This window comes from Flavobacterium sp. FlaQc-57 (assembly GCF_044007395.1).
GTDB lineage: Bacteria > Bacteroidota > Bacteroidia > Flavobacteriales > Flavobacteriaceae > Flavobacterium.
On record NZ_JBIPDA010000004.1, the window covers coordinates 68,033 to 90,285 of the forward strand.

Here is a 22,253-nt window from a genome sequence, read left to right on the forward strand (position 1 = left end):
ATGAATGATAACCACTTTAAATTTTCGAATGCCGTTATTGGGCTTCCGGTATTTTTTGTCCTTTTTTTGTGGATTATTTACTGGGTCCAAATTCGATATGATTTCGATTTTTATCAAAATGGCATTTATCCTCGCAGTTTTTCTGGACTGCAAGGAGTTTTGTTTAGCCCTTTTATTCATGAAAATTTAAGTCATCTTTATAATAACTCCATTCCGCTTTTAGTGCTGTTAGCTGCTTTGAAGTTTTTTTATCCCAAGCAAACTTTTTTAGTAATCGTTTACGGAATTTTGTTTTCGGGTTTGATTACTTGGATTATAGGCCGAGAAAATTTTCATATTGGAGCTAGTGGGCTAATTTATGTTTTGGTTAGCTTTATTTTCTTTAAAGGAATCCAAACGCGCTATTATCGTTTAGTGGCACTTTCGTTATCTGTTATTTTGCTTTATGGAGGTATGATTTGGTATGTTTTTCCAGAAGTAGATAAAACGATTTCCTGGGAAGGTCACTTGGCTGGTTTTATTACCGGATTTATAATGTCTCTATTGTATAAAGCGCCTGAATATGCAAAACCTATTGTTTACGATTGGCAAAGACCGGATTTCAATCCTGACGAAGATGCTTTTATGAAGCATTTTGACGAAAATGGAAATTTTGTCAATACTGAAATTCCAGAACCTGAAGACGAGATTTTTTCAACCTATTACAATTCAGATGTTTCAGTTCTCTATACAGTGACAAAAGCGGAATCAGATGATAAAATGTAAATATTCGATTTGATAATAATTGACTATTTTTGTTAAAAGCATTCCTAACTTTATTTAATTTACTATGAAAAGGATAAGTTTTGCAATTTTAGTTTTTGTGATTTCTTTCAGCCTGAACGCTACCGCGCAGTGCGATGTGAAAAATAGAGTACAAGCTGATGGCTCGATGATGTATTATTTTGAGCCGGCTGTTTTTTATTCAACCAAGTCTAAATCATTAAAAATAAATATTGTAACCGATAAAGAGCATTACTTCGTCTCTTTACAGCCTATCCCATTTCCGCCTAAGCAAGAGGGGAAAAAAATTAAAGATGATTTAGTTATTCATCTGAATAATAATAAATCATATAAACTAGCACATTACGACACACAATACAGGCGTAATGATTCAATTATGCAAGTGCTTTATTTAATTGATGAAAAGGATATTGATGCTTTTTCTAAGTTTGAAGCAGTATTGGCAGAGATAAATATGGAAGGAACTGAGTTTATACGTGATTATGCTTTTAAACTCCATAAAGATGCCATCGTACAGCAGTTAAAATGCTTTTTGAAAGGAGATGGGAAGAAAGAAGAATCAGGTAAATAATCTATTTAGTCTTCTTTGTTTGAGGTGTGATCTTGATGAAGTAATTTTTTGCCAATTTTTTTAAACAGATTATTAAACGTGATAGTTAAAGCTGCGGCATTTACTATTTGATTCTCTTCATCTCTTGGAAGATATTCATTAGCATAAGTGAGCTCTACTTGTATATCATCGCTGAATAGATACCCAGCACCTACATTTAATCGATTACGGTCAAAAAAACTTAGTCCGGTTACTTTAGTTCCGGATTTAAAAAATAATTCATCCGAGGCTATGGCATAAATAACTCCTTCTCTTAGGACTTTACTGTTTATAGGTTGGATGTATTTTATTTGCTGACGATAGCGAAGAACATTTTCATAATCGTCATCACCGTTTCTCATGTGTCTAAGTTCTAGTCGCATTCTGGTGCTCAAAGTATAGCCCGTTTTATGCAGGTAGTAAATTCCTTGTAATGAATATCTCCATTCAGGTGATTTAAACTGACCTATTTCTGGTACATCTTTATTGTCATAGTAGGCAATAAATGATGAAAGTTTCCACCTCGGAGTTAAGTAATAATGCGCCCAAACCCTAAATGAGTTTTGAGTGTTTTGTTGAAAGATGTTTGAGGAAGTGGCGGTGCTGCTAAATGAATTACCAATATTCAATTCAGTTGACCACTTTTCATTGATAGTTCTATTGAATTGAACTTCATTCCACGATTGTCCGTAAGTAGTGGTTTGTCCGAAGCTTAAATTTGTAGTTATAAAAACTACAAATAAGCTACAGATTTTAAAAAATAATATGTTGTGAGTAGATTTTGAAGACATTAATTTGTTTATTTATTTGTCATCGTATCTCAATACTATTTAACTTCTTTGTCGAACAGTCTCGTATAAAAATGCTCCGCAGGCAACAGAAACGTTTAGAGATCCTATCGATCCGAACATTGGTAATTTTGCTTTTTCATCAACAATTTTAAGTACAGAAGGATTTATTCCTCTTTCCTCAGATCCCATGATAATTGCTACCGGTTCGTTTAGTGTAACATCATAAATGTTTTGATCTGTTTTTTCCGTAGCAGCAACTGTTTTAATTCCTGATCCCTGAAGATAAAAAATAGCATCTTTAATATGTTCAACTTTACAAATAGGCACATTAAATACAGCTCCGGCAGAGGTTTTAACTGTGTCTCCGTTTACAGGCGCCGAACCGGATTTTTGCACAATGATTCCGTTTACACCAGTACATTCTGCTGTTCTGATAATAGCTCCAAAATTACGGGCATCAGAAATTTGATCTAATATTAAAAATAATGGTTTTGAACCAGAAGCAATAGTCGATTCAACTAAATGTTCGAGTTCTATAAATCCAATAGGAGAGATGGTAGCAACTGCTCCCTGATGGTTGTTTGGTGTTAATCGATTTAACTTTTCTACAGGTACGTAGGAGAAATTAATGTTAGCGCGTTTCATCACTTTCATTAAATCTTTCATTAATTCTCCAGAAATTTCTTTTTGTATAAATACTTTATCGACTTCTTTTCCTGCTTGAATTGCTTCTATAATGGCTCTAATTCCAAAAATTTGATGTTCTTTTTCCATGGGACAAATATAGGTATAATGTTGATATAAAAAAAAACCACTCTGAATGAACAGAGTGGTTTAATGTATAATTTAGGTCACTATTAGAATTATAGTGGGCTTTGTTCAATTAATGGGTTAGCATCAATTTCAGCCTGTGGAATCTGGAAGATAAATCTATTATCTGTTGCAGGGATGTTTAATTTACCGAAAGCTGGATGATTCGTTCCAGGATAATCTCTAGTAAGACCAACTTTTAAACGCTTCATGTCAAACCAAGCATAACCTTCTCCCCATAATTCAATTCTTTTTTGAAGAATGATTTCATTGATTAAAGCAGCTCCTGATTTTGTAGATAATACATAAGAAGGATCTCTTGTAATTGTAATATCATATAAAACTTGTTTTGCTGTACCTTCATTTCCTGATCTTGCTAAAGCTTCAGCTTCAATGTAATATAAAGCAGCAGATCTCATGTAGATATAATCTCCAGAATCAATAGTTGGATCTCTGAATTTTGTATTAGCATATGCTGGTAATGAAGGATAAGTTGGATTTCCAGTAGTAGGTGATACAAACGCAGCTTTTCTATAATCAGTATCAGAAATACTTTCGTAAAGATTTTTATCTATGTTTTTGTATACTCCTAAACCTCCAGCATATCCTGAATTATTTGTATTGTCGAAATGACCAAAGAAACTTGCTACGAAACTACTTTGTGCAGATGTAATTGTTGCTCCCCACATTGTTTCATTACCAGTAGCCATGTCGTAGAAACCATTGTTCCAATCTGCTTTACTAAGTAAAGTGTATTTTTGTCTCGCTTTATGAGCTAAATCAGCAGCTTGTGGATATTTTCCCATTTCTAAGTAAACATCAGCCAAAAATGCTTGTGCTACAGATTGGTCTAATCCATCTTTGTTGTTACGAGAATAACCTTGAAGTAATTCAACAGACTCTTCCAAATCAGCTTGAATTAGAGTATACACTTGAGCGACAGTAGCTCTCGCTTTACCGTCGAAAGATACTTCAGTGTAAATAGGTACACATAATTTAGATTCATTACCAACATAAGTAGGACCGTACATACGTGCTAGCATAAAGTAAAAATAACCTCTTAAAGCTAAAGCTTGTCCTCTTTGCGCATTTAGTTTTGCATTGTCAGTCTTAGCTGGAAGCAGAGTAAGAACTGTGTTTACAGTCTTAATTTGTGGGTAGTAGATACTCCATGCTAATTTTGCTCTTGAGTTGGTTTGTACTCTTCCTAAGTAATTATAGAAAGAACTGTACCAACTTGACTTAGTCATCAACATATCGTTAGACATCATGTCCATCGCTACTAGAATAGATTTATGACCGTAATCTTCATGGCTAGCTGAGTTAGATAGACCGAAAGATCTTAAGGCTGAATATACTCCGGCGATAATTGCTTGATTTGCCTCGGTAGAGGTTTCAAGTTGTTCATCAGTTATTGTTGATTCTGGTTTGGTGTCAAGAAAATCTTTTGAGCAACCTGTGAGTATCAACAGAGATATTGATAATATTAATATTTTTTTCATGTTCTTAAAAATTTACTGTTAAACCAAATGAGATAGTTTTCATTACTCCATATACATTCAAAGATTGACCATTGTTTGATCTAGAACCTAAATTGTTTAATCTTGGGTCCATACCTTTTCTTTCTGACCATAATGCTAAGTTTGTTCCCATTACGCTAAATTTAGTAGATGTAATTCCAAGATCTGTAAGTTTACTGTTCTTGAAATCATAAGATAAAGAAACATCTTGTAAGCTTAAATAATCTGATTTTATTAAGAAATAATCAGAAGCAGCCGATTGATAAATAGAAATGTGGTCAATTCTTGGTATATTAGAATTTGGATTGTCTATACTCCATGCTTTTTCTACATCTTTATGGAAGTTTTGTCCAACATTATCTCCTCCAGAATACATTGCTCCTTGGTAAACGTTATCGTACATATATCCTCCTAATTGATAAGCGAAACTTCCTTGTAATGTTAAGTTTTTGTAACGTACTACTGTTCCAAAACCTCCGTATACCGTTGGATTTGCATCTTTATCGCTTAAATATTGAGTTGCATTTCCATAGACATTAGTTGTTGTTTTACCAGTTACATTTCCAGATGTGTCTTTTTCATCCATATACCATAATGCATCTCCATTAGTTTTGTCAACACCGGCAAATTCTCTTAAGTAGTATGCATATGCAGGAGCTCCAACTTCAAAACGGAAATTTCCAGATGTAAATGGACTTGGTAATGAAGTTACTTCATTTTTGTAATGAGTTCCGTTTGCCCAGATGTTAAAGTCAAGATCTTCAGTTTTAATGATGTCTACACCAAGATTGATCTCAACACCTCTGTTAACCATGTCTCCAATGTTTTCACTGATAAAGTTTGTTCCTGTTGATGGAGATAGTGGTCTGTTGTAAATTAAATCACTTACTTTTCTTTCAAAATATTCAGCTTCAAGATTCACTCTGTTGAATAATTCGATTTCGAATCCAACGTTCAGGTTTTTAGAAACTTCCCATTTGATATCTCTGTTTCCAGTGAATACTTGAAGAACTGTTGCGTTTCCTTCAGCATCTGGTACAATATCGTATTGGTTTTCGTATGCGTAGTAGTTTCTTGATGAACCAAAGTAACTACGGTGCTGAATTTGTGCACTTGACGGGTAGTAAATGTTGTCATTTCCTTGTTCTCCATAACTACCTTTAATTCTAAGATCTGTAATCACTTTAGATTTAGGGAAGAAAGATTCTTTCATTACAGACCATGCTGCTCCAAAACCGTAGAAGTTACCCCATCTGTTTTCAGGTGCAAATACTGATGATCCATCTCTTCTAAAACTTCCATTTACAAAGTATTTGTCGTTGTAGCTGTAAGTTATTCTTGAGAAGTATCCTTCAACTTTATATAAATCATTATAACCATCTACATAGTTATATTTAGTAGCATTACTTAGGTTAGGTAGTCCAGGTATCATGACACCACTTTTTTGTCCCGCTAACATTTTTGATTTAAAATCAGATGATTCATGACCAACAAGGATATCCAAATTGTGGTTTCCGAATGATTTTTTCCAAGATAATAATTGTTGGTTAGTGATTGTATAATCATCTTGTGAAGCAGTACCAATTCTACCACCTACTCCCATGTCATCACCACCTTCTCCAGTTGTAGCATTTAGGTAATATCCAGACATTAAGTCATATCCAAGGTTATATCTGAAATTGAAGTTTTTTAAGAAATCAATAGATACATATCCTCTAGCGCCAAATTTATTTTCTTGATTTAAATTTGTGTTCAATAAAGTAGTCGCATATGGATTTAAATTTGCTCCATAAGGACGATCTCCAGATTGGTTAAAGTCATAAACTCTACCTCCCTCTTTATTCGTTACGTAATTACCAGCAGCATCTCTTTGGTAGATTGTGTAGATAGGAGCTATGTTTCTAGCCCAGCTAAATAAGTTACTATAAGTTCCAGAGCTTACTTGCGAGATTGGTGCATTTTGATCTGAGTTAGCATAGTTTAAGTTAGCTCCAACTTTTATTTTGCTGTTTACATTATAATCTACATTTGCTCTAATCGTAGCACGTTTAAAATCTGAATTAACTGTGTAACCATTATCTTTTAGATATCCAACAGATAAATAAGAACTAAGGTTGTCAGTGCTGCTTGATAAGCTTAAGAAATGTTCCGTTCTTGTTGCGTCTCTAAATAATGCTTTAGCCCAATCGTCGTGATATAATAATTTTGCATTAGTATTTAGTTGTCCAGTTGCTGGATTTATTACTTGACCATTAGGAACATTATAATTGTTGTATCCTAAAGAGTATTCTGCTCCACTAATTAAAGTTTGAGATGCTATTGTAGATGCCGCACCAGGAGTTTCTTCTTCATATATTAATCCGTTTCTGATTCTGTTATAAGAAGCTTTGTAGTATTCTCCCGGATCAGTAATCATGTCATATTCAGGAACTGCTCTTGAGTTAACTCCGATTTTAGTTTCGTAAGTTACTTTCAATTGTCCTTTTTTACCTTTTTTAGTCGTAACGATGATTACACCATTTGCTCCTCTACTACCATATAAGGCATTTGAAGATGCATCTTTCAAAAAGGAAATCGACTCAATATCTTGCGTTGCAATAGCATTGATGTCACCATTGTATGGAATACCGTCAACAACGTATAAAGGTGCGTTAGAAGATGATAATGATCCAATACCTCTAAAACGTACCTGAGGTGCATCACCTGGTTGTCCTGAGTTCGCTTGAATTTGTACACCGGCAACTTTACCAGTTAAAGATTGAATAGCATTTGACGCTTGAGTGTTCTCTAATGCTTTTGCATCAATTTTTGTAACAGCTCCAGTGATCTCAGATTTTTTTTGAGTTCCAAAGGCAACTACGACAACTCCTTCAAGTTCTAGTGCGTCTCCTGCTAGTTTAGCGTTAACAGTTGTAGATGTAGCAGGTTCTTCTTTTGCTTTCATCCCAATGTAAGTAAAGACCAAAATTTGACTTGGAGAAGCTTTAATAGAATACTTTCCGTCAAAATCTGTTTGTGTTCCTGTCTTTGTTCCTTTCACTAATACACTAACACCCGGTATAGGCATTCCTGTATTGTCAGAAACAATTCCTGAAACAACTCTTTCTTGCGCAAATGTGATCTGCGCCATTAGTACTAGTAATAGTACTATAAAACCATTGAATTTTAGTTTCATTTTTAAATGTTTTGAATTAGTATCGCAAAAATCCTAATTAATTGTTAATGTTCCTAGTTAAAGTGCTTCTTTTTTACGTCCAAGTAATGATATTTTAACATTTGGACTGGTTTTGCTATGAATAATAACACATTACGAGCCAAAACTTTTTGTTTTTTTTATGTTTTTACAGCTTTCCATAAAGTTAAAGCAAAAAAAAACCATCGGCTAAGCCGATGGTTTTGTAATTATGGGTTTTGGAATTAGAATTTATCCCAGAAAATTTTTGTAGTTAATTTGTCTCCGCCAATTGCAGTAGAGGCAGCAGCCCAGTTTGTACCGTTAACTGTTTGCTCTTCGCTTGGATAAGTCCATCTAACAGGTACTTTTCCTTCTGAAGCAGCTACAGATCTTGGATGAGATATCAAGATTGGAAAATCTAGCCTTCTGTATGCGGTCCAGGATTGGAAACTTCTATTATATAAAGCAATCCATTCTTGGTAACCAATTTTTTCTTGCCATGTTCCTGTACCGGTTCCTGGGAAACCAGCTATTGGTGTTGTGGCTGCTGTAGTATAAGCTACCTGAGGATTAGTTAAATAAGTATTTGTGTCTTCTGGAGTTACTCCCCAGAATTCACAAGATAAAGTAATGGCTTTCTTGTAATAATATTCTGGAGTGTTTCCTACAGCATATCCTCTTGCGGCAGCTTCAGCTAAGTAAAAATTAACCTCAAATGCTTCTAGTAAAACACCTGGTGCCGCTGGTTTTTTTATTGCATCACCAACGTGAGAATATGTAGATTCATATGGAAGAGCATTTTGGGCTCCAGGTATTCCCCCTTTGTATGAACCATCAGCCATTGGTGTGAAGAAAATTGGTCTTCTTGGGTCTGATGTTGAGTTCATTCTGTCAATTATTGTTGTTGCAGGAACGAAATCATTTCTTTGACTAGCGATCAAGTTGTCGAAAATAGGATTGTAGTTCGGGGCAAACGAAGCGTATACAAATAATGCATTTTCAAGGTTTTTTAATAAAACTCCTGCTGTATAAGCTTCTTCGATAGTAGTTTTAGCTAAAGCTGGGCTAATGTCGGCAAGGTTGGTTCCTAGTTTTAGTTTTAATGAATTGGCAAATATTTTCCAACTTGCAACATCTCCTTTGTAAACTAAGTCACCTGTATTAAAGCTTTTTCCGCTTGTATCTAATTTTGCGATAGCAGCGTTCAAACGAGTAATTAATTTTGGATAGATTTCAGTATCATTATCATACTTAGGTAAAATGATTTTTGGGTTTTGTAATGATTCTGTGTAAGGAACATCTCCAAAGGTGTCAACCAAAATTTGATAAGTATATACTCTTAAAACTTCAAGTATAGCAACTTTGTTTTGTTGTTGCTTTGCCCAATCGCTGTCAGATACTGTGGCGGGTTTTGTTTCTTTACTTAAAACTTCTTCAGAGGTTTGAAGATTTCCTAGAACATCTTGGTATAATTTAGTCCAGTGGGTATCTGGAATTGTTCTATTTATTAAGTTGTATCTTGACTCTGCAGTATACAATGTAGCAGCCCAATATTGTACATAGTAACGAAGTGGGTTATTGTTTACACTTGGAGTTGTTAATTGATCTGTTAATTCTTTTTGAGCATTTGTTAGTAATGATTCTGCCGATGCGTCATAAGCTTTTTTTGAGTCATCATTAAAATTCTCATTGTCACTAACACAACTCGATAGAGTTAGTACGGTTAGTGTTACTATTGATAGGAATATCTTTTTCATTTTGACTAGAAGTTAAGTTTTACATTAAATGAGTATACTTTTGTTGCTGGCATAACTCCTGATTGAAATCCTTGTATGTTTCCTGCTGATGAACCTGCTTCAGGGTCAGCGTATGGAAGGTTTTTTTGAATGATCCAAAGGTTGTTTCCGATTACACTAAAAGATAACCCTTTAAGTTTTAGTTTATCTAATATTTGTGATGGAACTGTATAGGTAAGTGCTACTTCTCTCAATTTAACAAATGAGCCATCGTATATATAAGCTTTTGTTGGGTTTGAGTCTGAACTGAAAGCAGTACCTGTTCCTGATGTTGAAGCATCTATTCTAGTTGTATTTGGTGTTCCGTCTTCTTTTACTCCAGGTAAAATAACACCACCACTATCGTTTCCTCCGGTTAAAGGATTTCTTACTGAGTTTCCTAAGTCATTTAATCCTAGATCGTAGATTCCGGTTTCTTGCCCATAAGCTTGATCTAAAGAGAAAATATCGCCTCCTTTTTTAACGTCAATCAAGAAGCTGAATGCGATGTTTTTGTAAGCAAATCTATTAGATACACCGCCAATCCATTTTGCTTGAGTATTACCAATAACTTTGTTTGATGCTAATACGTAAAACCCGTCTTCGTCAACCACTCTATTTCCTTTAGTGTCATAAGTATAGTCAGTTCCTCTTAAAGCTCCGTATGATTGTCCGACAGTTGCATTAAGTGATGCTCCTCCTTGAAAATCTGCTAATAATAAGTTGTCTCTTCCTTGGTTTAAAGATTTTACAGTGTTTTTGTTAGTTGACCAGTTGATGCCAAGATCCCATGTGAAATTATCTGTTTTAACTACTTTTCCTGATAAGGCTAATTCAATACCTTTGTTTTCTATGTCTCCAGCGTTAACAGTTGAGTAGTTTACACCTGTAGAAGTTGATTGTGGTACGTTGAAGATTTGGTCTTCTGTATTTGTTTTGTATAAAGACAAATCGAAGCTTAATCTGTTTTTGAACATTGTCATCTCTAAACCTGCTTCCCAGGCTTTTTGAGTCTCCGGTTTTAAATTAGCAAAATCTAAATAAGTAGGGCTGTTTCCGAAAAGAGGATTTCCATCGATTCCATAATTATTTACTTTAGCTCCTAATCTACCAGCTGCTGGGTCATTACCAACTTGAGCATAGTTAATTCTTACTTTTCCTAATGATAGCCAATCTTGGTGTAATAATTCAGAAAAAATTAAACTTGATCCAATAGAGTAGTAGTTGTAATTGCTGTTTTCTGTTGGAAGGGCTGTACTTTTGTCATTTCTAAAAGAACCTTCTAAGAATAATGTTTTCTTGTAGTCTAAAGATAATTGTGCATACAAACCAGATTTTTCATAAGTAATTTGAGATTCTCTTGCAGGTAAGAATACATTTGAGTTTTCTAAAGTGTATAAGCCTGGAGATGCTAAACCTCCTGTTGTTGAAGATTGAATCGAGTAAGCATCTGATCTTAAGAATGTGTATCCTCCTAATGCTTTTGCTCCAATATCATCATTTAGGTGAAAATTGTACGTAGCAATGAAGTCGTAAGTTTGTTGCATGAAATCTCTTTTATAAATAGAGTAGCCTGAACTGTCATTGGCTCCACTAATTCCAAAAGTTTCAGCATGACTACCTACAGCTTTTCTTAATTCTTGTTGATCATTAGAGTAATCAATAGTTGCACGTCCTAAAACTGTGAAATCTTTAGCTATTTCGTAAGATAGGCTTGTTCCTGCTAAAAATCTTGTTCTGGAATCTTGCTCGTAGTTTTGGTATCTGTCAAAGTAAGGATTGTTCCAGAAATTGGCTGCTAAATTACCATTAGTTGGATCAGTCATGTTCCACGTAGTATTTTGACCACTTCTATTGTATTCTCTTTCTAGTTCTTTCATGTCAACGTTTGTTGCCCACCATTGTCTGAAACCTCCAATAAAGTTGTCTCCATATCCAGTATTATTTCTACCAGTTGTATTTTGATCAGTAAGAGTAAAAAACGCAGTTGATGTTAGTCTGTCGGATAAGTTTCTTGAGAAGCTACCGTTAAGAGAGTTTTTGTTTAATAAACTGTTTGGTAATACACCGGTATTATTAATGTTTGTGAATCCAAGATTGTATGATCCTTTGTCATCACCACCACTTAAATTTACGTTATTTGTGTAAGTGGTCGATTTTTGGAAAAATGAAGTAGGGTTGTTTTTTGCTGCTACCCAAGGAGTTGCTTTTCCGTAGTTAGGGTTTCCTAGTACAAATGCGTTCCATTGGTATACCATGATGCTAGGGTCGAACTTGTTTCCATAAGAAGCATCGTCCCCTGTTGAAGACACTAATGCATTTGGATCTCCAAAAAGACCAGGTGATGAATAACTACTGTCTTCCCCAGCATATCCTTCACCGTATTGAGTTTGGTATCTTGGCATAGTGCTTTTGTCAATAGATCCAACAGATACCGTTGAGCTAACGGAAACTCCTAAAGCAGTATTCTTTTTTCCTTTTTTAGTTGTAATCATAATCGCTCCGTTTGATGCTTGGCTACCATAAAGAGCTGTTGCTGCTGCACCTTTAAGAACGTTAATTGTTTCGATGTTGTTTGGGTCAATATCAGATGCGGCGTTACCAAAGTCAAAACCTTGTTTCCCGTTTTGTGAATCTGTATCATTTAAATTGGCATTACTAACTGCAACACCGTCAATAACAATTAAGGCCTGGTTGTTACCAGTGATACTTTTTACACCTCTTAGTACAATGTTTGTTGATCCTCCAAAGTTAGAATTTGTCTTAACTTCCAAACCTGCAACTTTTCCTGATAAGTTGTTTAGGAAGTTGTTTGTTGGAGAGCTGTTTACTTGATCAGCTGTTACTAATTGAGATGAATATCCTAAAGATTTTTTCTCTCTTTTAACTCCAAGGGCCGTTGTAACGACAACGCCTTCGAGTTCCTGTGCTGCATCACCAAGTTTTACATTGATTAGTGATGAGCTTGCGGCTACCTCTTGGGTTTTCATTCCAATGTAGCTAAATACCAAAATTTGGTTTGTTGATGCTTTGATAGAAAATTTCCCATCAAAATCTGTTTGAGTGCCAGATTTTGTTCCCTTAACTAATACACTTACGCCTGGCAAGGGCATTCCTGCATTGTCGGAAACTGTACCTGTAACGGCTCTTTCTTGCGCAAAAGTTAGTTGCGCCATTAGCACTAATAGTAGTACTAAGAATCCATTGAACTTTAGTTTCATTTTTAAATATTTTGAATTAGTTCAACAAAACTCTTAATAATTTGTTAACTTTCCTAATGATAATTTAAAGTTTTTCCGTCATGAGTTAAAATTTAACATTATAACATATATTAATGATAGTGTTAAATAATTGCAATTCTTGAATGTTTGAGCCGCCATTGCTGAGATTAATTCTTAGTAATCCGTTTGGTGTTTGGATTGTTGTGCCAATTCCGATTCCTGTTAAATTGTTAATTTTATTAGGATTTGATAGGCTTGTCTGATCTTGGTAAATTGCGTAATCTATGATTGAATTAATGTATAAGTTGCTTGAGAGAACATATCTGTATTCTGTAAGAATCATAGATGTGAAGTTGGCTTGCAGACTGTTTTCGGCGAAACCTCTTATGGAGTTTATTCCGCCAAATCGAAATAGTTCGTTTGTTATGTATTTTTTACTTTGTAAATAGAAATTTTGAGAAGTTATATAAATGAAATTCTTTTTATTTAATTCAAAATCATAGGAAATGTTTGCGTTTAGGTAAAATTGTTTGCTTGGGTCGGCTGTCTCGGGTTCGTTGCCGGTGTTTCTTTTTCCGTATCCAAGTATGAAGTTTAGGTAGGCTTTTTTAGGGGAAAGATTGTTTAAATGATCAATTTTTTTGTATTCAATAGTTGAAGTGATGTATGAGTTTTTATAATCGCTAATTGATGAGTTGTTTGTGTTTTGAATATCGCTTGATTCGGTCGATTGGTATCCCAGATATATTTTTGAGTTGTAGTTTAGGTAGTATCCTAAGTCAAGGGAGGTTTTTGTGTTTTGAAAAGTACTGTCTTGTTTAAATATGTTTAACTGTGCTTTTAATCCAAGTGGTGATTTAAAAATATAAGGTATTTCTATTTTGGTATTAAAGGTTTTTTGTTGGTTTCCGTCGCTTTTCCAGTAAAGTGAAAATTGCTCACCGGCGTGAAGTGTGTTTACTAAGGAGATATCGAGGTATCCGTTAAGTGTGGTTTTTTTGTTTTCATCATTTGAAAAGCCAATATATCCATCAAAAGTGTTGGCTTTTCTTTTTTCTATGTAAACGTAAATTTTTGTTGAGTCGTTTGTGAAAAGTATTTGTGGGTATTTTGTTTGAGATGTGAATTCAAAAGTATTTATATCATCGTATAGTTCTTTTACGATTTCTTGATTAAATGTTTGGTGAAGGTATTTTTTGTTTAATTGTTTTAAGTGTCCTTTTGGGAAGTAGTCTTTTTCTTTTGGATTTGCCTGGCTTAGAATAATTGAATTTACGGTTCTTTTTTTTTCGGATTTAAAATTTAAATCTGCTATAATTATTGAATTGCTTCTTTTGATGTTGTCAAGTTTTATTTTGCTAAGAGCATAGCCTTTTTTTTCTGCGTCAATTATTTTTTGGTTTAGAAAATTTTCCACTTCATTATAAGGTATTATTACTGTGTCTTTTTTTGTGTTTTCTAGGTCAAAAAAATAATTGTTTCTACCTATATATATATGTACTTCTTTGATGGGGTCTTTTAGGATGATTGTTGATATGTAGGTGCTGTCGTTTATTTGATTTGTTTCTAGTGTTTTGTTGTTTAAGAATCCAATTTTGTTGAGTCTGTTGGAGGTGTTGTTTATTTCGTTATACAGTGATTTGATATTTTGGTGTTTTGTGATGTAGTTCAATGAGTCTAATATTGAATTTTCGCGCTCGGTCGAGCCGTTTATTTTTAAATAAAAATTTTGGGCATAACTAGAAATGCTAAGAAGGAAAAAAAATAAATGTAAATACCGTTTCAAGAGTAAGTGTTTTTTGTTTATTAAAAGTATTGCAAATATCTATTGTTTGTTTGTAAAATCATAAGTATAAATAATGTTGTTGAAAATTAATGAATTAACGTTTGTATAGTGAAAAATATTTTATACATTTGCAACCCCGTAAAAAGCGGGAATTAAATATACATAATAAATTTTTAGTATTAATTATGCCAACAATTCAACAATTAGTAAGAACAGGAAGAACTCAGATAACTAAGAAGAGTAAATCGGTTGCTTTAGATTCTTGTCCTCAAAGAAGAGGGGTTTGTACGCGTGTTTACACTACTACACCAAAAAAACCAAACTCTGCAATGCGTAAAGTTGCGCGTGTACGTTTGACAAATGGTAATGAAGTAAATGCTTACATCCCTGGAGAAGGACACAATTTACAAGAGCACTCGATAGTATTAGTTAGAGGCGGAAGGGTAAAAGATTTACCAGGTGTTAGATATCATATCGTTCGTGGAGCGCTTGACACGTCAGGAGTTGCAGGAAGAACGCAAAGAAGATCTAAGTACGGTGCTAAACGCCCAAAAGAAGCAAAAAAGTAATTTAAACTTTTAAGAAAAAGACATGAGAAAAAGAGCGGCAAAGAAAAGACCACTTTTACCAGATCCGAGGTTTAACGACCAATTGGTAACGCGTTTTGTGAACAACTTAATGTGGGACGGTAAGAAATCTACAGCTTTCAAAGTATTTTATGATGCAATTGACATCATTGAGTCTAAAAAACAAGATTCAGAAAAATCATCATTAGAGATCTGGAAAGATGCTTTAACTAATGTTATGCCTCACGTAGAAGTGCGTAGTCGTAGAGTTGGTGGAGCTACATTCCAAATTCCAATGCAAATTAGACCAGACCGTAAAATTTCTATGGCAATGAAGTGGTTGATACTTTATTCTAGAAGAAGAAATGAAAAGTCTATGGCTCAAAGGTTAGCGTCAGAATGTTTAGCTGCGGCTAAAGAAGAAGGTGCTGCTGTTAAAAAGAGAATGGATACTCATAAAATGGCTGAAGCAAATAAAGCATTCTCTCACTTTAGATTTTAATTCATAAGAAATGGCTAGAGATTTAAAATATACAAGAAATATTGGGATTGCTGCTCATATTGATGCTGGTAAAACAACAACAACAGAGCGTATCCTTTTTTATACTGGTAAAACACATAAAATTGGAGAGGTGCACAATGGTGCTTCTACAATGGACTGGATGGAGCAGGAAGCAGAAAGAGGTATTACAATTACTTCAGCAGCGACTACTTGTGAGTGGAATTTTCCAACTGAGCAAGGAAAAGTTTTGCCAGAAACATTGCCTTACCACTTTAATATTATTGATACTCCTGGACACGTTGATTTTACTGTAGAGGTAAATCGTTCTTTGCGTGTACTTGATGGATTGGTTTTCTTGTTTAGTGCTGTTGATGGTGTTGAGCCTCAATCAGAAACTAACTGGAGACTTGCTGATCAATATAGAGTTCCTCGTATGGGATTCGTTAATAAAATGGATAGACAAGGTTCTAACTTTTTGAATGTATGTCAACAAGTTAGAGATATGTTAAAATCTAATGCAGTTGCGATCACTTTGCCAATTGGTGAAGAGAATGATTTCAAAGGTGTGGTTGATTTGGTTAAGAATCAAGCTATTATTTGGCATGATGAAACTCAAGGAGCTACTTTTGATATCGTGCCTATTCCTGAGGATATGCTTGCAGATGTAAAAGAATATAGATCTATACTTATCGAGGCAGTTGCTGACTATGATGAGAATCTTCTTGATAAATATATGGAAGATGAAACTTCTATTACTGAGGAGGAAATTAATAATGCTTTAAGAGCTGCGACTATAGATATGGCAATCATTCCAATGCTTGCTGGTTCTTCTTTCAAAAACAAAGGAGTTCAATTTATGTTAGATGCTGTTTGTAAGTATTTGCCATCTCCAATGGATAAAGAAGGTATCGAAGGAATTCATCCTGATGATGCTGAATTATTAGAAGAAGATCAAACGAAAATTCTTCGTCGTCCAGATGTAAAAGAGCCATTCGCTGCTTTGGCATTTAAGATTGCTACTGATCCTTATGTTGGTCGTTTGGCTTTCTTCCGTGCTTATTCAGGTCGTTTGGATGCGGGTTCATATATTTTGAATACTCGTTCTGGAAACAAAGAAAGAATTTCTCGTATCTACCAAATGCATGCTAATAAGCAAAATCCTATCGATTATATCGAGGCTGGGGATATTGGAGCGGCAGTTGGGTTTAAAGATATCAAGACCGGGGATACAATGTGTGATGAAAAACACCCAATTATTCTTGAGTCAATGAAATTCCCTGCACCGGTAATTGGTATTGCTATTGAGCCTAAGACTAAAGCTGACGTAGATAAAATGGGTATGGCTCTTGCTAAATTAGCAGAAGAGGATCCAACGTTTACTGTTAGAACAGATGAGGCTTCAGGGCAAACTATTATTTCAGGTATGGGTGAGCTTCACTTAGATATCTTGATCGATCGTATGAAACGTGAATTTAAAGTTGAAGTAAACCAAGGTGAGCCTCAAGTTGAATATAAAGAAGCGTTTACAAGAAGTGCTACGCACAGAGAAACTTACAAGAAACAATCAGGAGGTCGTGGTAAATTCGGTGATATCGTATTTACACTTGAGCCAGCTGACGAAGTTGATGGTAAAGTTCCTGTAGGATTGCAATTTATTAATGCTGTTAAAGGTGGTAACGTTCCTAAGGAATATATTCCATCTGTAGAGAAAGGTTTCCGTGAAGCTATGAAAACTGGTCCTTTAGCAGGATATCAAGTTGATAGTTTGAAAGTAACTTTAACTGACGGATCTTTCCACCCTGTCGATTCTGATGCGCTTTCTTTTGAGTTAGCTGCTAGAATGGGTTATAGAGAAGTGGCTAAAGCTGCTGGAGCAGTAATTCTTGAGCCAATCATGAAAATGGAGGTTATTACTCCTGAAGAAAACATGGGAGATATCGTAGGTGATATTAACCGTCGTAGAGGTCAGGTGAATGATATGGGTGATAGAAATGGAGCTAAAACTATTAAGGCTGATGTGCCTTTGTCAGAAATGTTTGGATATGTAACAACATTAAGAACATTATCTTCTGGTAGAGCTACTTCAACAATGGAGTTTTCTCACTATGCAGAAACACCTTCTAATATTTCAGAAGCTGTAATTAAAAAAGCAAAAGGTAACGCTTAATTCTTAAGAAAATGAGTCAAAAAATCAGAATAAAACTAAAATCTTACGATCACATGTTGGTAGATAAGTCTGCTGAAAAGATCGTAAAAACAGTAAAAACTACTGGAGCAGTTGTAACAGGTCCAATTCCGTTACCAACTCACAAAAAACTTTTCACTGTGTTACGTTCTCCGCACGTTAACAAAAAAGCGAGAGAGCAATTTGAAGTAATGTCGTACAAGAGATTGATCGATATTTATTCTTCTTCATCTAAAACTATTGATGCTTTAATGAAACTTGAATTGCCAAGTGGAGTAGAAGTAGAAATAAAAGTATAATTTTTTATTATATTTTATACATAAAAGCGAGACGTTAATGTCTCGCTTTTTTTTGTTATATAGGTGCTTTTGAATGGTGATTTTGGAAATTTGTTTTTATTGTTAATTTTTATTTTTTTATCATAAGCTCTTTTATTTAGGCTGTTGCGAGTGTTTTTTGTTGGTTGGGTTTTGGTGTTTATGAGTAAAAGTGCTTTCGTGTGTTGAAAAGTTTTTGATGAAATTCTTTTGGAAATAAAATGATGTTGATTGATGGTTTGGTGCTTGGATTTTGATAATGAGCGATTTAATTTTTATAACCGTTTGGTATATTCAATTTTAATGTCTACTTTTGCACTCCCTGTTTGGAAATTTCTGTTATTTTCAAATTGAAGGGAATTTTAGTAATTAATAATTAATATTTATGTCTGGGTTAATTGGTAAAAAAATCGGCATGACTAGTATTTTCGACGAAAACGGGAAAAACATTCCTTGTACAGTAATCGAAGCTGGTCCTTGTGTTGTTACCCAAGTCAGAACCAAAGGTGTTGACGGGTACGAAGCGTTGCAACTTGGTTTCGATGACAAAAACGAGAAACATTCCACTAAAGCGGCTTTAGGTCACTTTAAAAAAGCTGGAACTGTTGCTAAGAAAAAAGTCGTTGAATTTCAAGATTTTGCAACTGAACAAAAATTAGGAGATCTTATTGATGTTTCTATTTTTGCTGAAGGAGAATTTGTAGATGTACAAGGTGTATCTAAAGGTAAAGGTTTTCAAGGGGTTGTTAAACGTCACGGATTTGGTGGTGTTGGACAAGCGACTCACGGTCAACACAACCGTTTAAGAGCGCCAGGTTCTGTAGGAGCTTCTTCTTATCCATCTAGAGTATTCAAAGGAATGCGTATGGCTGGAAGAATGGGAGGAGACAATGTAAAAGTTCAAAACCTTAGAGTTTTAAAAGTAGTTGCTGAAAAGAACCTACTTGTTATTAAAGGATGTGTTCCTGGACATAAAAACTCTTATGTAATCATTCAGAAGTAATGGAAGTAAAAGTATTAGATTTCAACGGAAAAGATACTGGAAGAAAAGTTCAACTTTCTGATTCAGTATTCGCAATTGAACCAAACAATCACGCTGTATACCTTGATGTTAAGCAATATCTTGCTAATCAAAGACAAGGGACTCACAAAGCTAAAGAAAGAGCTGAAGTGACAGGAAGTACACGTAAGATTAAAAAACAAAAAGGAACAGGTACTGCTCGTGCGGGAAGTATTAAGAATCCATTGTTTAAAGGTGGTGGAACAATTTTTGGACCAAGACCAAGAAGTTATTCATTCAAATTGAATAAAGGCTTGAAAAGATTGGCAAGAAAATCAGCTTTCTCAATCAAAGCAAAAGAGTCAAATATTATCGTTCTAGAGGACTTTAATTTTGAAACTCCAAACACTAAAAATTTCATTAACGTTTTGAAAGCTTTAGGGTTAGATAATAAAAAATCTCTATTTGTGTTGGGAGAGTCAAATAAAAATGTATATTTGTCGTCACGCAATTTAAAGGCTTCAAATGTCGTAACTAGCTCAGAATTAAGCACTTACGCTATTTTAAACACTAATAATTTAGTGCTTTTAGAAGGTTCTTTGGAGTTAATTGAAGAAAATTTAAGTAAATAATAGGAATATGAGCATCATAATTAGACCTATAGTAACGGAAAAAGTAACCAAAGAAAGTGAAGTTTTAAACCGCTTCGGATTCGTTGTTGACAGAAAAGCAAACAAAGTTCAGATTAAGAAAGCTGTTGAAGCTGCTTATGGAGTAACTATCGTTTCAGTTAACACGATGAATGTAAGACCGGATAGAACTACAAAATACACTAAAAGTGGTTTGATCAGTGGAAAGACAAATGCAATTAAGAAAGCGATTGTTCAAGTACAAGAAGGAGAAACAATTGATTTTTACAACAATATCTAAGATAGAAAAATGTCAGTAAGAAAATTAAAACCTATTACCCCAGGTCAGCGATTTAGAGTTGTGAATGGTTATGACGCCATTACAACTGATAAGCCGGAACGCTCTTTGATAGCGCCGATAAAAAACTCTGGAGGTAGAAATAGTCAAGGAAAGATGACCATGCGTTATACGGGTGGTGGTCACAAGCAGAGATATCGTATTATTGATTTCAAACGTACAAAAGAAGGAATTCCGGCTACAGTGAAATCAATCGAATATGATCCAAATCGTACTGCATTTATCGCTTTATTAGCTTATGCTGATGGAGAGAAAACTTATGTTATTGCTCAAAACGGATTGAAAGTTGGTCAGAAATTAGTTTCTGGTCCAGAATCTCAACCTGAAATTGGTAATACATTGCCTTTGAGCAGAATTCCTTTAGGAACTGTTATCTCTTGTATTGAGTTACGTCCAGGTCAAGGTGCGGTAATCGCTCGTTCAGCTGGAACATTTGCTCAATTAATGGCAAGAGATGGAAAATATGCTACAATTAAAATGCCATCTGGTGAAACAAGATTAATCTTGTTAACTTGTTCGGCTACTATTGGAGCTGTTTCTAATTCAGACCACCAATTAGTTGTATCAGGAAAAGCTGGTAGAACAAGATGGTTAGGAAGAAGACCTAGAACAAGACCTGTTGCAATGAACCCTGTTGATCACCCAATGGGTGGTGGAGAAGGACGTTCTTCTGGTGGACATCCACGTTCAAGAAATGGAATACCAGCAAAAGGTTATAGAACTCGTTCTAAGAAAAACCCGAGTAACAAGTATATCGTAGAACGTAGAAAGAAATAATAAGATATGGCACGTTCATTAAAAAAAGGACCTTTCGTTCATTATAAGTTAGACAAGAAAGTTCAGGAAAACGTAGAAAGTGGTAAAAATAGTGTAGTTAAGACTTGGTCTAGAGCTTCTATGATTACTCCAGATTTCGTTGGACAAACTATCGCAGTTCATAACGGTCGTCAATTTGTACCAGTTTACGTAACAGAAAACATGGTAGGTCACAAATTAGGAGAATTTTCACCAACTAGATCTTTTAGAGGTCATGCTGGAGCAAAAAATAAAGGTAAAAAATAAGAAGCAATGGGAGTTCGTAAAAGAGAAACAGCAGATGCGAGAAAAGAGGCTAATAAGTCTATTGCTTTCGCAAAATTGAATAACTGCCCTACTTCACCTAGAAAAATGCGCTTAGTAGCGGACTTGGTAAGAGGTCAGAAGGTAGAGAGAGCACTTAACATCTTAAGATTTAGTTCTAAAGAAGCTTCAAGAAAATTAGAGAAACTATTATTATCTGCAATCAATAACTGGGAGCAAAAAAATAGTGAAGGTAATTTAGAAGAGGCTGGATTATTTGTTAAGGAGATCAGAGTAGATGGTGGAATGATGTTGAAAAGACTTCGTCCAGCTCCACAAGGTCGTGCACACAGAATAAGAAAACGTTCTAATCACGTAACAATCGTGCTTGGAGCTATCAATAACACACAAAGCAATTCTTAAGCAGCATGGGACAAAAGACAAATCCAATTGGAAATAGACTTGGTATCATCAGAGGGTGGGACTCGAACTGGTATGGTGGAAATGATTACGGTGATAAACTTGCCGAAGATCACAAAATCAGAAAGTACATCCACGCTCGTTTATCAAAAGCTAGTGTATCTAAAGTAATCATCGAGAGAACTTTGAAACTTGTAACCGTTACTATCACTACTGCTAGACCTGGTATCATTATCGGAAAAGGTGGACAAGAGGTAGACAAGTTGAAAGAGGAACTTAAGAAAGTTACTGACAAAGAGGTTCAAATCAACATCTTTGAAATTAAAAGACCTGAATTAGATGCTTATCTTGTGGCGACAAGCATCGCTCGTCAAATCGAAAGCCGTATTTCTTACAGACGTGCAATCAAAATGGCTATTGCTGCTTCTATGCGTATGAACGCTGAAGGTATCAAAGTTTTGATTTCTGGTCGTTTGAATGGTGCAGAGATGGCGCGTTCAGAAGGTTTCAAAGAAGGTAGAATTCCTCTATCAACTTTCAGAGCTGATATTGATTATGCTTTGGCTGAAGCTCACACTACTTACGGTAGAATGGGTATCAAAGTATGGATCATGAAAGGTGAAGTTTATGGAAAGAGAGATCTTTCTCCGCTTGCAGGAATGGATAAAAAACAATCTGGAACTGGTGGTGGTAAAGGTGGAGATGCCCCTAGAGGTAAATCTAACTTTAATAAAGGTGGAAAACCAGACGCTCGTAAAAGAAAGTAA

20 protein-coding genes are annotated in these 22,253 nt (G+C 34.9%); 13 read left to right on the forward strand and 7 right to left on the reverse strand.

Annotation, left to right across the window (positions count from 1 at the left end; translation table 11 throughout):
- Entirely contained in the window at positions 1-765 is a 765-nt protein-coding gene (locus ACHRVZ_RS13670; RefSeq protein ID WP_395423142.1) for a rhomboid family intramembrane serine protease, read from the forward strand.
- A 64-nt stretch (positions 766-829) separates the two neighbouring features.
- Positions 830-1,354 (forward strand): hypothetical protein, encoded by a 525-nt coding sequence (locus ACHRVZ_RS13675; RefSeq protein WP_395423144.1) that lies wholly within the window; start codon positions 830-832, stop codon positions 1,352-1,354.
- A gap of 5 nt (positions 1,355-1,359) precedes the next feature.
- Here ACHRVZ_RS13675 and ACHRVZ_RS13680 read toward each other — a convergent pair whose 3' ends face one another.
- The 7 genes from ACHRVZ_RS13680 to ACHRVZ_RS13710 all read right to left on the reverse strand — a co-directional run bounded on the left by ACHRVZ_RS13680 (position 1,360) and on the right by ACHRVZ_RS13710 (position 14,081).
- Positions 1,360-2,163, reverse strand: a complete 804-nt coding sequence (locus tag ACHRVZ_RS13680; protein ID WP_395423145.1) for a DUF2490 domain-containing protein — start codon at positions 2,161-2,163, stop codon at positions 1,360-1,362.
- 39 nt (positions 2,164-2,202) lie between these two features.
- On the reverse strand, positions 2,203-2,937 hold the full coding sequence (gene rlmB / locus ACHRVZ_RS13685) for a 23S rRNA (guanosine(2251)-2'-O)-methyltransferase RlmB (protein WP_395423146.1): 735 nt from the start codon (positions 2,935-2,937) through the stop codon (positions 2,203-2,205).
- 89 nt (positions 2,938-3,026) lie between these two features.
- Complete coding sequence (locus tag ACHRVZ_RS13690; RefSeq protein WP_395423147.1) at positions 3,027-4,475, reverse strand: RagB/SusD family nutrient uptake outer membrane protein; 1,449 nt, start codon at positions 4,473-4,475, stop codon at positions 3,027-3,029.
- A 4-nt stretch (positions 4,476-4,479) separates the two neighbouring features.
- Entirely contained in the window at positions 4,480-7,668 is a 3,189-nt protein-coding gene (locus ACHRVZ_RS13695) for a SusC/RagA family TonB-linked outer membrane protein (RefSeq protein WP_395423148.1), read from the reverse strand.
- 242 nt (positions 7,669-7,910) lie between these two features.
- Positions 7,911-9,425 (reverse strand): SusD/RagB family nutrient-binding outer membrane lipoprotein, encoded by a 1,515-nt coding sequence (locus ACHRVZ_RS13700; RefSeq protein ID WP_395423149.1) that lies wholly within the window; start codon positions 9,423-9,425, stop codon positions 7,911-7,913.
- 5 nt (positions 9,426-9,430) lie between these two features.
- Complete coding sequence (locus tag ACHRVZ_RS13705; RefSeq protein WP_395423150.1) at positions 9,431-12,664, reverse strand: SusC/RagA family TonB-linked outer membrane protein; 3,234 nt, start codon at positions 12,662-12,664, stop codon at positions 9,431-9,433.
- Positions 12,665-12,749: 85 nt separating this feature from the next.
- Positions 12,750-14,081, reverse strand: coding sequence for a hypothetical protein (locus ACHRVZ_RS13710; protein ID WP_395423152.1), 1,332 nt, complete (start codon positions 14,079-14,081; stop codon positions 12,750-12,752).
- A gap of 554 nt (positions 14,082-14,635) precedes the next feature.
- Between ACHRVZ_RS13710 and rpsL the strand changes: the two genes are divergently transcribed.
- The 11 genes from rpsL to rpsC all read left to right on the forward strand — a co-directional run bounded on the left by rpsL (position 14,636) and on the right by rpsC (position 22,253).
- On the forward strand, positions 14,636-15,019 hold the full coding sequence (gene rpsL / locus ACHRVZ_RS13715) for a 30S ribosomal protein S12 (RefSeq protein ID WP_007136570.1): 384 nt from the start codon (positions 14,636-14,638) through the stop codon (positions 15,017-15,019).
- 22 nt (positions 15,020-15,041) lie between these two features.
- The gene (rpsG, locus tag ACHRVZ_RS13720) at positions 15,042-15,518 is read left to right on the forward strand and encodes a 30S ribosomal protein S7 (protein WP_007803600.1); all 477 of its coding nucleotides are present in this window, start codon (positions 15,042-15,044) and stop codon (positions 15,516-15,518) included.
- Positions 15,519-15,528: 10 nt separating this feature from the next.
- Positions 15,529-17,685, forward strand: coding sequence for an elongation factor G (gene fusA / locus ACHRVZ_RS13725; protein ID WP_395423153.1), 2,157 nt, complete (start codon positions 15,529-15,531; stop codon positions 17,683-17,685).
- 11 nt (positions 17,686-17,696) lie between these two features.
- Positions 17,697-18,002: a 30S ribosomal protein S10 gene (rpsJ, locus tag ACHRVZ_RS13730; RefSeq protein ID WP_007803605.1), complete on the forward strand. Its 306-nt coding sequence runs from the start codon at positions 17,697-17,699 to the stop codon at positions 18,000-18,002.
- Between the two features lie 403 nt (positions 18,003-18,405).
- Positions 18,406-19,023 (forward strand): 50S ribosomal protein L3, encoded by a 618-nt coding sequence (gene rplC, locus ACHRVZ_RS13735; protein ID WP_007803612.1) that lies wholly within the window; start codon positions 18,406-18,408, stop codon positions 19,021-19,023.
- On the forward strand, positions 19,023-19,652 hold the full coding sequence (gene rplD, locus ACHRVZ_RS13740; protein ID WP_395423155.1) for a 50S ribosomal protein L4: 630 nt from the start codon (positions 19,023-19,025) through the stop codon (positions 19,650-19,652). The genes rplC and rplD overlap by 1 nt, the downstream gene beginning before the upstream one ends.
- 7 nt (positions 19,653-19,659) lie before the next feature.
- Entirely contained in the window at positions 19,660-19,950 is a 291-nt protein-coding gene (gene rplW / locus ACHRVZ_RS13745) for a 50S ribosomal protein L23 (RefSeq protein ID WP_395423156.1), read from the forward strand.
- Between the two features lie 9 nt (positions 19,951-19,959).
- Positions 19,960-20,784, forward strand: a complete 825-nt coding sequence (gene rplB / locus ACHRVZ_RS13750; protein WP_059114053.1) for a 50S ribosomal protein L2 — start codon at positions 19,960-19,962, stop codon at positions 20,782-20,784.
- A 6-nt stretch (positions 20,785-20,790) separates the two neighbouring features.
- Positions 20,791-21,069: a 30S ribosomal protein S19 gene (gene rpsS / locus ACHRVZ_RS13755; protein WP_012022488.1), complete on the forward strand. Its 279-nt coding sequence runs from the start codon at positions 20,791-20,793 to the stop codon at positions 21,067-21,069.
- 6 nt (positions 21,070-21,075) lie between these two features.
- Complete coding sequence (gene rplV, locus ACHRVZ_RS13760) at positions 21,076-21,489, forward strand: 50S ribosomal protein L22 (protein WP_007803631.1); 414 nt, start codon at positions 21,076-21,078, stop codon at positions 21,487-21,489.
- Positions 21,490-21,494: 5 nt separating this feature from the next.
- Entirely contained in the window at positions 21,495-22,253 is a 759-nt protein-coding gene (gene rpsC, locus ACHRVZ_RS13765; RefSeq protein WP_012022487.1) for a 30S ribosomal protein S3, read from the forward strand.